Genomic DNA, 12,756 nt, shown 5'->3' with positions numbered 1-12,756 from the left:
AAGGATACTCGTATGTACCAGACGCGTAAGATCGGTGTGGTCGGCCAGGGCCACGTAGGAGCACATGTCGCCAACAGCCTGCTCATGCAGGGCATTGCCGACGAGCTGTACCTGTGCGATATCAACGAGGCCAAGGTGACGTCCGAGGTCCAGGACCTGCGCGACTCCCTTTCGTTTGTCCCGTACAACACCAAGATCGTCAACTGCTACGACCACTACGAGGAGCTGGCCTGCTGCGACGTCATCGTCAACGCCGCCGGTAAGGTCGCGCTGGCCGCTGGCAACCGCGACGGCGAGCTGTTCTTTACCACCGACGCCGCCCGCTCCTTTGCCAAGCGCATCGTCGACGCCGGCTTCGACGGCATCTTCGTGAGCATCTCCAACCCCTGCGACGTCGTGTGCACCGAGCTGTGGCACCTGACCGGCTACGATCCCAAGAAGATCATCGGCTCGGGCTGCGGTCTGGATTCCGCCCGCCTGCGCACCGAGATCTCCAAGAAGGTCGGCGTGAGCCCCAAGTCCATCGACGCCTACATGATTGGCGAGCACGGCTTTAGCCAGCTGGCTGCCTTTAAGGCCGCGACCATCGCCGGCAAGAGCCTCAACGAGCTTCAGGCCGAGAACCCCGACAAGTACGCCTTTGACCACATGGAGGTCGAGGAGCTCGCGCGCAAGGGCGGCTATGTGACCTACCAGGGCAAGCAGTGCACCGAGTACGCCGTCGCCAACTCCGCCGCGCGCGTCTGCGCCGCCGTGCTGCACAACGAGCACGCCGTGCTTTCCGCCTCCACGCTCATGACCGGCCAGTATGGCGAGGAGGGCATCTTTACCTCCCTGCCGTGCGTGATCGGCGCCGGGGGCGTCGAGGAGGTCTACACGCTCGACCTGTCCGAGTACGAGCTCGAGGGCTTCCACAAGAGCTGCCAGCACATCCGCGACAACATCGCCCAGCTCGACTGGTGGGACGCCGAGGCCTACGACGCAAAGTAGGCCGCTGGCTGCCGCAACCTTGCGAATCTAAACGCGATGACAAGCGGGCCGCGCCGAAAATCCCCGGCGCGGCCCGCTTTTTTGACTCACGCAGTGCCCTTGCGAATCGAAGGTGAATACTTTTCCGCGAAGTGAACGAGTAAAAACGAGCCCCCGAAGCATCGACACTTTTCGGACGCTGTTTCCTGCGGTTTCGTCGAGTTTTCCCTGCAGATTTGGCGTCAAAAAGTGTGGATGCTTCGGGGGTCCAAAATAGGTCGTTCACTTCGCGGAAAAGTATTCACCTTCGTTTTCGCGCAGACACGAATCCGGCCGCCACAACGCAAAACGGGGCCCGCGCACAGCGCAGACCCCGTCGTGAGAGGTTATTCCCGGTATATTAGTACTGCTCGATGCCCATGTAGCGACGAACCTCGGGGCTGTGGTCGAAGACCTTGCCGCGGGCGGCGCGCAGCTCGCAGCTCATGTTGTAGAAGAAGATCGGCTCTAGGTACGAACGCACGCTGGCGGGCACGTCGCCCACGCCGTACTCAAGCGCGTCGAGCACCATAATCGTATCGGTGTGCGTGTTGAGGAACGCAAGGGCGCGCTCCTCCATGGGGCGGCACTCGCCCGCGCCAAGCTGCACAAAGTAGAACACGCCGGGCTCGGTGGCCTCGAAGGGGCCGTGGAAATACTCGCCGGAGTGGATATAGCAGCAGTGCTGCCACTGCATCTCCATGAGCGAGCAGATGGCCATGGCGTAGGTCTGGCTAAAGTTGGGGCCGGAGCCCAGGATATAGAAGAACTTGTGCTGCTGGCAGAGCTCGGCAAAGCGGGCGCCCAGCTCGGCGTTGACCTTCTCGCGAGCGGCGGGCAGCAGCGCATCCATCTGTTTAAGGCCGGCGTACATGTCGGCGAGTGCCTCGTAGCCTTCCTGCTGGTCGAGCAGCTCGGCGGCGATCAGAGCGCCGATACCCTGAGGCACCTCGGCCTGCGGCACGCCCTCGCCCCAGGGGTAGACCCAGGTGGTCCACTTGCCGTTGTCGATCTTGGAGCCCTCGCAGTCGGTCATGGCGACGACCTCGGCACCGGCGGCCAGCGCCATCTCGCAGCCGTCGACGACCTCCTGCGTGTTGCCGCTGTGGCTGCAGGCGATGACGAGCGACTTCGGCCCTAGGCTCTTGGGGGCCATCAGGCAAAACTCGCGTGCCGTGTAGACCGCCGAGGTAAACGTGGTGGCTTCGCGCTTGAGCAGCTCGTTGGCCGGCATCAGGTCGATCATCGAACCGCCACAAGCGATCCAAAAGACGTTCTTGATCCTGCCTTTGCGCTCGATGATTTCCTGAACCAGATCATGTGCGTTCATCCTGATGTTCCTCCTTGTGGGGCGGCCTTGAGCGACGGCAGCTCGTACCTGCTGTCGTTCTATGTTGTCCTATTTATAACACGTGCAACAACGCCCGTGAAGTCATCTTAGCAAAGTTGTTCTATGTTGTTCTATCTGTGGACGTTAGATGTCGAAGACGTAGCGCGAGCCCACGATCTTTTGGCGGCCGAGCAGTAAAGGGCGCCCACCGGCGTCGGTAAAGTAGGCCTCCATATAGAAGAGCGGCTCGCCGACCGGCACCTCCAGCAGCGGGGCTGCCTGAGCATCGGCAAGCGCAATCTCCACGGTGCAGGGGTCGGATTTGAGCGGCGCGCGACCCGAATGCTCGGCAACGAGCGCAAAGATTGAGTTATCGGTGAGGTCCTCGTCGGCCAGCGTCTGCAGGTAGGGATGGTCGGCCAGCACAAAGGCGTTGTTCTCGAGCATGACGGGCACGCCGTCTGCCGTGCGCACGCGCTCGACAACGATGAGCTCGCAGCCGGGTTCCACCCCAAAAAACGCCGCGTCCTCGCGCGTCGCCGCAACCACCGTGCGTGACACCAGACGTGCTCCGGCCACCATGTCGTTGGCAGCGCAACCCTCGGAAAAGCTCTGAACGTCACCCTTCTGGACAATCTTGCGCTTGAGCTTGGGCGCGCACACAAACGTGCCCCTCCCCTGCTGGCGGTTGAGATACCCCGCGCGCGACAGCTCCTCGATGGCGCGGCGCACGGTGATGCGTCCCACGCCGTAGTACTTCACGAGCTCCATCTCGGAAGGAATGCGCGAGCCGGCGGGGTACACACCGCGCGCGATCTCGCCCTTTAGGTCATCCATGACCTGTTGGTACAGCGGCACGGCGGGCACGTCAGTGCGGTCGGTTTTATCGTCGAATGCCATCGTTACGCTCCATCCCGCGCATGCTCGGACTCAAATTCTTCAATCGCCGCCATAAACTGCTCGCCAAAGGCGTCGGCTTTTTTCTCGCCAATGCCGTTGACCTGGATCAGCTCCTCGCGCGTCTGCCGACGCAGGCGGCACAGGCCGCGCAGGGCCTTGTCGGAAAAGACCATATACGGCGCCATCTCCAGCTCGGTCGAGATCTCCTTGCGGAGAGCACGCAGGCGCTCGAACAGCTCGGCATCGTCGCCAACGCGCGGGTGCTGGTCCAGCTCGGCCTCCTCGCGCAGCAGATCGACGGCGCGGCGGGCGCGGGCCGAGGCCTTGCGCTTGGACGCGCGACGCTTAACGGTAAAGACGAACGCCTCGTCCTCGACCTCGCCGGCACGCGGACCCAGTCCCACGACCGGGTACTGCCCCTGCGAGGTGGCCAAATAACCGCGACCGCACAGCTGCCCGATGATGTCCTTGATGCGCCCGACCGATTCGCTCGACAGCTCACCGTAGCCGCGGTCCTCGTCCAGATGCATCTGGCGAATGCGCTCGGTGTTGCCGCCGTGGAGCACGTCGGCGATCAGCGACTTGCCAAAGCGCATGGGTCGCGTGGCCACATAGCGCACGGCGGCGCGGGCCATATCGGTGACGTCCTCAACCTCGAACTGCGTGAGACAGTTGCTGCAGCTGCCGCAGCCCTCGGCATCGTCCGTGGCGGCGCTGCCCGCACCGGCCGCAGCCGCATGCTCGGCCGCGGCCTCGTCGCCAAAGTAGCGCAGCATGTATTCGCGCAGACAGCCGGTGGTATTGCAGTAGCCCTCCATCTGGCTGAGCAGGCGATAACGGTTCTGGAGCGCCCACGCGCGCTGCTCGTCGTCAAGCGCCTCGTCGGCCGCATCGCCACGGTCGATCAAAAAGCGGCGCATACGGAAATCGTTGCCGTTCCACAGCAGATGGCAGCTGGCCGGGTCGCCATCTCGGCCGGCGCGGCCCGCCTCTTGGTAGTAAGCCTCGATGCTCTCGGGCACGTTGTTGTGAATCACGTAACGCACGTTGGGCTTGTCGATGCCCATGCCAAAGGCGTTGGTGGCAACCATCACCTGGATGTCGTCGTCGATAAAGGCACGCTGGCTCTGGCGGCGGGCGTCGTTGCCCATGCCGGCATGGTAACGGCCCACGCGAATGCCGCTGGGTCCCAACGCCTCGGCAAGCTCGCCCGCCAGCGCATCGACCGTCTTGCGAGTCGAGCAATACACGATGCCGCTCTCGCTCGAATGCGCAATCACGTAGTCGCGCACCCAGGCAGTCTTGGCCTTGTCGCCCATCTCCTCGCAACCAAAGTAGAGGTTCTTGCGATCGAAGCCCGTCACCACCGTCGCAGGATTTTGCAGGCCGAGCATCTGCTGAATGTCCGCACGCACGCGCTCGGTCGCCGTGGCGGTAAACGCCGCCACGATCGGGCGCCGCGGCAACGAATCGATAAACTCGCGAATCTGCAGGTAGGCGGGGCGGAAATCCTGGCCCCATTGGCTCACGCAGTGGGCCTCGTCAATGGCCACGAGCGGCACGCCAATGCCGCCGTCCGCCGCGGCCTCCTGCGCAAAGGCTAAAAAGCGCGGCTCGAGCAGGCGCTCGGGCGCCACGTACATAAGCTGATAGCGGCCCTCGCGCGCCCGCTTGAGCACGGTGTTTTGCTGGGCCGGGGTAAGGCTGGAGTTGAGATAGCTGGGTCGCGCACCCGCCGCGAGCAACGCACGGGTCTGGTCCTCCATAAGCGACAGCAGCGGACTCACCACAAAGGTGATGCCGGGCAGCATGAGCGCGGGCACCTGGTAGCAAATGGACTTGCCGGCGCCCGTGGGCATAACACCCAGCGCATCGCGACCGGCAAGGATCGCATCGACCATGCGGTCCTGCCCCGGGCGAAACGAGGTGTAGCCAAAATAGGCGCCGAGCGTGTCAAGCGCCATCTGCTGCATGCTATCGGTCATGGTTTCCTAACGTCCAAGTCATCTGCCGCCGATTATACGCCGCCACGCGGACCGGTGCCGCACGGCCGTCGGCCACGGGCAACGCAATCCAAGGCGAATGAGCGTGGATTTTTGGACACTTTCCGGATGAGCGTGGATAATCTCCCACTTTGAACCCGCCACCAAGCCAAAAACGGGAGATTATCCACGCTCATTCTGCGGGTAGTCATTGGGGACGCACCCGAATGACCAGTCGTTTAAGAGCGTCCCCAATAAGCAATCTCTTGACAAGCACGGAAACCCCGCAGGTTGAGCATAAGTCAGCGAAAACGCCCCTAAGCGAGCAAGGTGACGTGAAAGAGAAGGGAAGCGTACTTCGGTACGCGACCGACGATTGAACGTCAGATTGCCGCTTAGGGGCGTTTACAGCGTCGACCGGTCCGCCGTTCGTTAGAACGGCGGAACCAACCCTACATCACCATAACGTAGCGCGATCCCACGTAGTACTGCTTACCCATCAAAACCGGCTCGTCATCGGGACCGGTAAAGCCGGCACGCAGGTTGAGCAGCGGATCGTGCGGAGCAATGCCCAGCTCGGCCGCCTGCTCGGCGTTAGCTCGAACGGCCTCGACCGTACGGTAGCCAACCGAGACAATCGGCGTTCCGCCAACACGCTCGACCTCGGCAAAAATCGACTTGTCCTCAAGATCGGCCGTCAACAGCTCACGGTAGGCGTCAAACGGCACAAAGATGTTCTCCTCAAAGATGGGCTCGCCGTCGGCCGTACGCACGCGCTTGATATGCAGCAGCAGTGCATCCTTCTGCAGGCCAAAGAACTCCATCTCGTTTTGGCGCGCCGGAACGATCTGGCGATCGATCACGTGCGCACCGGCCTTCATGCCGTTGCCGGCACACAGCGCGGTAAACGTCTGCAGCGTCGAGGCGTGAAACTGGCGGTTGATGTGCGGCGTGGAGACAAAGGTGCCGCGGCCCTGCTGCTTAACCAGGTAACCATCGGAGCACAGCTCCTCGACAGCGCGGCGCACCGTAATACGGCTCACCTCGTACTGCTCGGCTAGTTCAAGCTCGGACGGAATACGCTCCTTGGGTGCATAAACACCTTTCTCGATCGCATCCTTGATTTCGTCATAAATCTGCTGGTAAAGCGGTGCATTTTTGGGCGCAGGCATATCTGATCACTCTTATCAAAATAGCTAAATTTCTAATACGTATATAACGTCTAGTTTCATGTTACCTCATATTGATAAAACGATACACCCTCCCTACCAAAAAGCGACAGCTTCATTTTGGTAGGTTTTATCTGGGCAAACGAGAGCCCTCGAAAGCAACGGGGCTTTCGGGGGGCTCGTTCGGATGGGTTGCGCAGGACCGGCAAAATGCCAATACCCTACTTGCCGTCATCCTGCTGCAGGCTGTCCTGTTCGCTGAGGCGCGCCTGCCTGCTGGCCATGCGTGCGGGCTTGTCGGGATCGGGAACGGCCGTGGGCATGGGCTCGTCGACATGACCGCCCCACCAGCCGCCCACAAAGTTGAGCGTGTGGAACACGTTGATCACGGCGCCGGGATCAACGTCGCACACCAACTTGATAATGTCCTGGCTCTCGTAGGTCGAAACAACGGTGTTCAGCAGGTACATCTTTTCGCGGCTGTATCCGCCGACGACCTCGGCGCAGCTAATGCCGTGCTGAAAATGGTTTACGTAGGCAGTCATGACCTCGTCTGCCTTGCGCGTCGTAATCTGCAGCGTCACGCGGTCGTAGCGACGATAGAAACTGTCGATGGTCTTGGTCGAAATAAACTGGAACACGATGGAGTACGCCGCGTTGTCCCAGCCAAACATAAAGCCAAAGATCGCCAGGATAAAGCAATTGAAACCAAAGATAACGCCCCAGATGGTCTTGCCCGTGTGGTTGGAGACCCACAGCGCGATAAAGTCGGTGCCACCGGTAGATGCGCCGGACTTTAGCGCGATGGCAGCGCCCAGACCCGAGACCACGCCGCCAAAAATGATGAGCATAATCTTGTCGCCCAAAAATGGAGCGAAGTGAAAGACGTTGAGGAACAGCGACGAGAGCACGACCTGCATCATCGAGAAGATGACGAAGCGCTTGCTAATGCCGCTCCAGCATAGGAGCGCCACGGGAATGTTGAGCGCAAGCATGCCGAGCGAGATGTCGATGTGAACGCCGCCCAGCGAGGTAACGCGATCGAGCAGGACCGCAACGCCGGTGAGGCCGCTCGGAAGCAAGTCGGCGGGCTGAATGAACGCCTGGATCAGGAATGTCTGGAGAACGGCGGAAATCGTGACCGCCACGGCAGTAATAGCGCGGCGGACGATGGCGAGGCGGCCGAGTACGAGCACTCGGTCCGTGAGCTGATCGATGGCGTTCGCCACGCAGGCTCCTTTCGAAGGCAGATGTAGTTGTGGGGTATGTCCGCGATTGTAGCATGGAGCGTGCGGGGGCGCTTCAATTCACCCTCTCTCGACAACCAAAGCGGGACCAGCAACCCCACGACCAAAGGCCCAAATTACAAGTGAGTAGACTTTACGCGACCTGCAGAGCACACCCAAAACCGCCACCCCTGTGACCTGCGGTTTTACTAGAGCAGATGCGCTTTGTGCTCCTCCTGCACCAAAAAGTCTACTCACTTAGTCCGAATCGAAGCCAAACGGATCAAAATCGAAACCAAATTGAGCCAGTCCACCGCAAAAAACGTTTGAACCCGTGCTTCTCGCGGCGGATTGACACTACAAAGCGGCCAAAATGTCGGTCAGATTATCAATAACGGCATCGGCTCGCGATTGATCGAGGTTGACGCCCTCGTGCGGGCGCAGTGCCAGGACGCGGGCGCCGGAACGTTTGCCAGCCTCGATGCCCAAAGGCGAGTCCTCGATAACCAGGCACTCGGTAGGCTCCACACCCAGCGCCTCCATGGCACGCAGGTAGATCTCGGGGTCGGGCTTAAACGCACTGCACTCGTGACCGCTGATGGTGTAGTCCAGCACGTCGGCGATACCGGCAATCCCCACCAGCTCGTCAATGAGCTCGCGATAGGACGAGCTTGCGATGGCGCACTTCACGCCGCGCTCGTGCAGCTTGCGCATCACCGGCTCCGTCTGCTCGTTGAGCAGCTCGGCATACGGAACGGGATGGTCTGGGCTGTAGACCTGCTTGTACTCCACGCGCAGGCGCTCGCGCAGCTCAACATCGTCAGGTACCAGCGACTTCCAAATGGCGGGCTCGTTAGACCCCGAAAGATCGGGGATCTCGTCAAAGTGGAACCCCTTCTCTTCCATAAACGCCACGCGACGACGGTTGTAGAACCACTCGGTATCGACCAGCACGCCGTCCATGTCAAACAGCACTGCTTTGATCATACGCATCTCCTCCCACCTGCCAAAAAGAGACAGGTTTATTATGGTAGGTTTTATCTTGGGTTTTGCGACGCGACAGGCGTGCCCTCCCCAAAGCAAAAAAGGGGACGGGGCGCAAACCCCATCCCCTCTCAATCAACCCGTAAGGTCTACTTACTTGTGATTAGTAGGAAAGCTTCCACATGTAGCGACGCATGGTCAGCGGGTGCTGACGGGCCTCGGCGATCTGGTTGCCGTACTCGCGCATAACGGCGAGGTGCAGCAGCGGGTTGAAGTAGGTGACGACGCTCGCGGGCACGGCGTCAGCCAGGCCGTAGTCCTTGGAGTCGATCAGAGCGACCTTGGCGCCCATGCGCTTAAGGAAGGTGAGGGCGCGGGCGTCCATCGGACGGGTAGCGCCATCGGACATGAAGAAGACGTAGGGCTTACCCTCGGTGGAAACCTCGAACGGGCCGTGGAAGTACTCGCCGGTGTTGTAGGCGGCGGCGTCGATCCACTGCATCTCGGTGAACAGGAAGGCAGCGTGAGAATAAGCCATCTTCTCGGAGGCACCGGAAGCCATGAAGTAGATCATCTTGTCGTCCTTGAAGTCCTCGGCGAACTTCTTGGCGAGTTTCTTGCAGGACTGAGCGGCGTTCTCGCAGAGCTCGAAGACGTTGGTGAGGCCGGTGATCATGTCCTCGTAGTGGTCATAACCCTCGGTCTGCTGAAGGATCTCGACAGCAAGAGCGATGGCATAGCCGGGCTTCTCGCACTTGGCAGCGAAGTTGGCGTGGAAGCCGTGAACGATGACGTAGTCAGCGTCGACGGTCAGAGCGGAGCCAGCCTTGTTGGTAAGGGAGACGACCGGGCAGTTGTGCTTCTTGGCGGTCTTGTTGGCCTCGACGGTCTCGGGCGTGGAGCCACCGAGGGAGCAGGTGATCACGAAGGTGTGCTCGTTGACCCAGGAAGGCGTGTCGTAGTTGAACTCGTTAGCGGTGAAGATCTGAACGTTCAGCTTGTCCGTGTTGTTGGCCAGGAAGTACTTGGCGGGGTAAAGGTCGGACATGGAGGCACCGCAGCCGACGAAGGCGACGCTGTGGATCTCGTGGTTGGACAGGACGTCAGCGACGATCTGCTTAGGGAGGTTAAGGTCGATCTCGTACATCTGACACATTCCTTTCATTTTTTGCGGCGCCACATTGCCGGGCGCTCGCAGGGTTACCGTGGTTTGGACCGAGTCGCCGGCCCATTGAGGATGCGACAAAGGGACTGTCCCATTGTCGCATTTTGGGGATGGAAGCCTGCCTGGGGTATGGGATGCCAGGCAGGCCCCCGGGGGAAAGCGGTTAGGCGCTTAGTCGCGACTAGGCCAGGATGCCGACCGCGGAGAGGGCGATGCCGCCCACAATGGCGATCACGAGAAGCCAACCGGTGTTGACGTTCTTCTTGATGAGCCAGTACATAAGGCCGGTGAGGCCAAGTGAGATCATCTGGGGCATCATGCTGTCCAGGATGTCCTGGATAACGACGGTGCCGTCAGCGAACTGCAGCGGGGTGGTGGCGCCGATCAGCGTGGCGATCATGCCGCCCACGGACATAAGACCCACGATGCCGCAGACATACATGAGCTTCTCCATGAGGTCGCCGCCCTGAAGCTTGCTCAGGTACTCGTGGCCGCCCTGATAGCCCATCTTGGCTGCGAACCAAGTAATCAGCACGGAGGGGACGATGGAGATGAGAAGGGCCAGGATCGGGCCCATGATGGAGCCCTGCTGAGCCAGCTGAACGCCCAAGCCAAAGGCGATAACGCGGATGGTGCCCTGGAAGAAGGAGTCACCGATGCCGGAAAGCGGGCCCATAAGGGAGGTCTTGACCGCGTTAATCGAATCGGGGTTGAAGTTCTCGGGATCCTTGGCGTACTCCTCCTCCATGGAGGCGGCGAGGCCCAGGATGAAAGCGCTCGTCTGCGGGGTGCAGTTGTAGAACGCCATGTGACGGTGGTAAGCCTCTTTCTTAGCAGCAAGCTGCTTGGGGTCGGACTCGTCCGGATAGAGGCGATCGAGCGTGGGAACCATACCGTAGAGGAAGCCCATGTTCATCTGACGCTCGTAGTTCCAAGAGGCCTGGATGGCCCAAGAGCGCCAGAAGAACTGGCTGACCTTCTTGTTCAGGGACACGTCCTTGGTTGCGGTTGCCATAGTGTGTTCCTCCTTAGTCTTCGTCGTCTTCGTCGTCTTCGTCGTCTTCGTCGTCTTCGTCGTCTTCGTCGTCTTCGAGCGGATCGTAGTCGGAATCGACACCGGCGGCTGCATGGGAACCGTTGAACTTGAAGCCCATGAAGACGACAGCCAGGCACACACCGATCAGAGCGACCGCGATGACGGACAGGTTGAGGTAAGCGGCGAGCAGGAAACCGATGAACAGGAACGGGGTCATGCCCTTCTTGATCATCATGGTGAGCAGCAGGGCCAAGCCGTAGGCGGTCATGATCTTGGTCGAGACGTTCAGACCAACGGACAGCCACTCGGGAACCATGTTGACGATGGCCTGGACCAGGTCGGTGCCGACAAAGACGGCCAGGAAGATCGGCAGGAAGTACATGATGGCGTACAGACCGGAGCCGGCGCAGATGTGCATACGGTAGGCGGTCTTGAACTTGCCGTTATCGATCGCGCTATCGGCCACGTGGGTGAGGGCGGCGATGATGGAACGGAACACGATGCCGAGGAGCTGACCCAGGACGGCGACCGGGATGGCGATCGTCATGGCGGTCTCGGCGGAAGCATCGGTCAGGCACGCAAAGGCAGCGGCCACGATGCCGCCCAGGACCATATCGGGCGGAACGGCGGCGCCGACCTGCACCAGGCCCATGGACACGAGCTCGACGGCGGCACCGACGGCAAGGCCGGTGGGCACATCGCCCAGCAGCAGACCGACGAGCGTAGCGCCAACGAGGGGCTGCTCGAAGTTAAGACGACCGAGCAGGCGGGAGTCCCACATGCAGAACACGCCGACGAGGCCGACGAGCACCGCACTGATGAACGTATTCATACCCTTCTCCTTTCAGTCAGGCAAAAGCCTGGTTGATTACAGCTTGGCGTCGATGTCGACGCTCTGATACGTAGGGGTCTGCTGGACGTAGAGCTTGATGCCCATGTCGAGCAGCTGGTTGACGTCGGCCTTCTGGGTGGCGTCGAAGAAGACGGAGCTGTCCTTGCCGCCAATCTGATCGGCACCGTCGTGGTTGGCGGTGGCGCCCAGGTTGATGGCGTCGAGCTTGTAGCCCTGGCAGAACTGCAGCATCTCGGCAGTGTTGCCAAAGACAAACATGACGCGCTCGCCGAGGGTGTTGAGCTTGTCCATCTTGGCGAGGGCACGCTCGACGGTGAAGACGTTCAGGCGCACGCCCTGGGGCTTGGCCAGCTTAAGAGCGCCCTTCTTGATGTCATCGTTGGCGGCAGCGTTGTCGACGACGATGATGCGCTCGGCCTGAACCTTGGTGGTCCAGGTAAAGACGACCTGGCCGTGCAGCAGACGGTAGTCAAGACGTGCGAGGACGATCTTGGCGGGACCAGAGCTGTGACGGGACGCCTTGGCCTTCTTGGCGGGAGCCGCGACAGCCTCGACCGGTGCGTTGGGGTTGGTCAGACCGGTACGGGCCTCGTTGATGAGGGCCGCGAGCTCGGCGCCCTTGATGGGGACGGGGCTCATAGCGAGCGTCAGTGCCAGCGGGATGTTGAAACCGCTGACAACCGTGAACTTCGTGCCGTTCTTGGAAAGCTCGACCATGTTGTTGTTGACCGAGCTGCCGAGCATATCGGTCAGCACATAGACGGTGTCGTCCGCGTTGAACGTGGCGATCATGGCGTCCACCTTATCGGTGATGGGCTCCTTGTCGTCACGAGCAAGCGACACGACGTGGACGTTCGACACGTCGCCGAGAACCATCTCGAGCGTGTCTTTGGCGCCTGCGGCCAGGCCGCCATGAGATGCGAGAATGATCTGATTCATCTTGCCTCCTCCTTTTCGTTATGGTCATTATAACGTCTTATACGTTGCTTATATTGCTAATTAGTATAAAGACCGTTCGCGGGTGAAAATCGACCGTTGACGGGTTTAACGTACTTGAAACGTTGGGGCCGGGTAGGCCGGCGCTGGCTGGATAACCCGAGGTC

The 12,756-nt window shown here is 60.6% G+C and carries 11 protein-coding genes; 1 reads left to right on the top strand and 10 read right to left on the bottom strand.

Features of this window, described 5'->3' with window-relative positions; translation table 11 throughout:
• Nucleotides 1-12: 12 nt before the first annotated feature.
• Nucleotides 13-990: an L-lactate dehydrogenase gene (locus tag KSY82_RS04465; protein ID WP_217750347.1), complete on the top strand. Its 978-nt coding sequence runs from the start codon at nucleotides 13-15 to the stop codon at nucleotides 988-990.
• Nucleotides 991-1,369: 379 nt separating this feature from the next.
• Here KSY82_RS04465 and KSY82_RS04460 read toward each other — a convergent pair whose 3' ends face one another.
• The 10 genes from KSY82_RS04460 to KSY82_RS04415 form a co-directional block, all read right to left on the bottom strand.
• Complete coding sequence (locus KSY82_RS04460) at nucleotides 1,370-2,338, bottom strand: SIS domain-containing protein (protein ID WP_217750346.1); 969 nt, start codon at nucleotides 2,336-2,338, stop codon at nucleotides 1,370-1,372.
• Between the two features lie 144 nt (nucleotides 2,339-2,482).
• Nucleotides 2,483-3,238, bottom strand: a complete 756-nt coding sequence (locus tag KSY82_RS04455) for a GntR family transcriptional regulator (RefSeq protein ID WP_217750345.1) — start codon at nucleotides 3,236-3,238, stop codon at nucleotides 2,483-2,485.
• A gap of 2 nt (nucleotides 3,239-3,240) precedes the next feature.
• Nucleotides 3,241-5,223: a RecQ family ATP-dependent DNA helicase gene (locus KSY82_RS04450; protein WP_217750344.1), complete on the bottom strand. Its 1,983-nt coding sequence runs from the start codon at nucleotides 5,221-5,223 to the stop codon at nucleotides 3,241-3,243.
• A 449-nt stretch (nucleotides 5,224-5,672) separates the two neighbouring features.
• The gene (locus tag KSY82_RS04445; RefSeq protein WP_006235129.1) at nucleotides 5,673-6,392 is read right to left on the bottom strand and encodes a GntR family transcriptional regulator; all 720 of its coding nucleotides are present in this window, start codon (nucleotides 6,390-6,392) and stop codon (nucleotides 5,673-5,675) included.
• Between the two features lie 218 nt (nucleotides 6,393-6,610).
• Nucleotides 6,611-7,618, bottom strand: a complete 1,008-nt coding sequence (locus KSY82_RS04440) for a YitT family protein (RefSeq protein ID WP_217750343.1) — start codon at nucleotides 7,616-7,618, stop codon at nucleotides 6,611-6,613.
• A 354-nt stretch (nucleotides 7,619-7,972) separates the two neighbouring features.
• Nucleotides 7,973-8,602 carry an HAD family hydrolase gene (locus tag KSY82_RS04435; RefSeq protein ID WP_035136782.1) on the bottom strand — a complete coding sequence of 210 codons (630 nt, stop codon included), beginning with the start codon at nucleotides 8,600-8,602 and terminating at the stop codon, nucleotides 7,973-7,975.
• Between the two features lie 160 nt (nucleotides 8,603-8,762).
• A complete protein-coding gene (locus tag KSY82_RS04430; RefSeq protein ID WP_035136781.1) occupies nucleotides 8,763-9,746 on the bottom strand; it encodes an SIS domain-containing protein in 984 nt (327 codons plus the stop codon).
• Between the two features lie 199 nt (nucleotides 9,747-9,945).
• On the bottom strand, nucleotides 9,946-10,779 hold the full coding sequence (locus tag KSY82_RS04425; protein ID WP_161115155.1) for a PTS system mannose/fructose/sorbose family transporter subunit IID: 834 nt from the start codon (nucleotides 10,777-10,779) through the stop codon (nucleotides 9,946-9,948).
• Between the two features lie 13 nt (nucleotides 10,780-10,792).
• Nucleotides 10,793-11,632 (bottom strand): PTS mannose/fructose/sorbose/N-acetylgalactosamine transporter subunit IIC, encoded by an 840-nt coding sequence (locus tag KSY82_RS04420; protein ID WP_217750342.1) that lies wholly within the window; start codon nucleotides 11,630-11,632, stop codon nucleotides 10,793-10,795.
• Nucleotides 11,633-11,668: 36 nt separating this feature from the next.
• Nucleotides 11,669-12,592: a PTS sugar transporter subunit IIAB gene (locus KSY82_RS04415; RefSeq protein ID WP_217750341.1), complete on the bottom strand. Its 924-nt coding sequence runs from the start codon at nucleotides 12,590-12,592 to the stop codon at nucleotides 11,669-11,671.
• Nucleotides 12,593-12,756: the final 164 nt, after the last annotated feature.

The organism is Collinsella aerofaciens (genome assembly GCF_019131995.1).
Lineage (GTDB): Bacteria > Actinomycetota > Coriobacteriia > Coriobacteriales > Coriobacteriaceae > Collinsella > Collinsella aerofaciens_S.
The sequence above is the reverse complement of the archived record's forward strand: the minus strand, read 5'-3'. Positions and strand labels throughout refer to the sequence as shown.

Excerpts from the sequence above, each read along its gene's own strand:
- KSY82_RS04465 (WP_217750347.1), top strand. The coding sequence starts at position 13 with ATGTACCAGACGCGTAAGATCGGTGTGGTCGGCCAGGGCCACGTAGGA.
- KSY82_RS04460 (WP_217750346.1), bottom strand. The coding sequence starts at position 2,338 with ATGAACGCACATGATCTGGTTCAGGAAATCATCGAGCGCAAAGGCAGG.
- KSY82_RS04455 (WP_217750345.1), bottom strand. The coding sequence starts at position 3,238 with ATGGCATTCGACGATAAAACCGACCGCACTGACGTGCCCGCCGTGCCG.
- KSY82_RS04450 (WP_217750344.1), bottom strand. The coding sequence starts at position 5,223 with ATGACCGATAGCATGCAGCAGATGGCGCTTGACACGCTCGGCGCCTAT.
- KSY82_RS04445 (WP_006235129.1), bottom strand. The coding sequence starts at position 6,392 with ATGCCTGCGCCCAAAAATGCACCGCTTTACCAGCAGATTTATGACGAA.
- KSY82_RS04435 (WP_035136782.1), bottom strand. The coding sequence starts at position 8,602 with ATGATCAAAGCAGTGCTGTTTGACATGGACGGCGTGCTGGTCGATACC.
- KSY82_RS04430 (WP_035136781.1), bottom strand. The coding sequence starts at position 9,746 with ATGTACGAGATCGACCTTAACCTCCCTAAGCAGATCGTCGCTGACGTC.
- KSY82_RS04425 (WP_161115155.1), bottom strand. The coding sequence starts at position 10,779 with ATGGCAACCGCAACCAAGGACGTGTCCCTGAACAAGAAGGTCAGCCAG.
- KSY82_RS04420 (WP_217750342.1), bottom strand. The coding sequence starts at position 11,632 with ATGAATACGTTCATCAGTGCGGTGCTCGTCGGCCTCGTCGGCGTGTTC.
- KSY82_RS04415 (WP_217750341.1), bottom strand. The coding sequence starts at position 12,592 with ATGAATCAGATCATTCTCGCATCTCATGGCGGCCTGGCCGCAGGCGCC.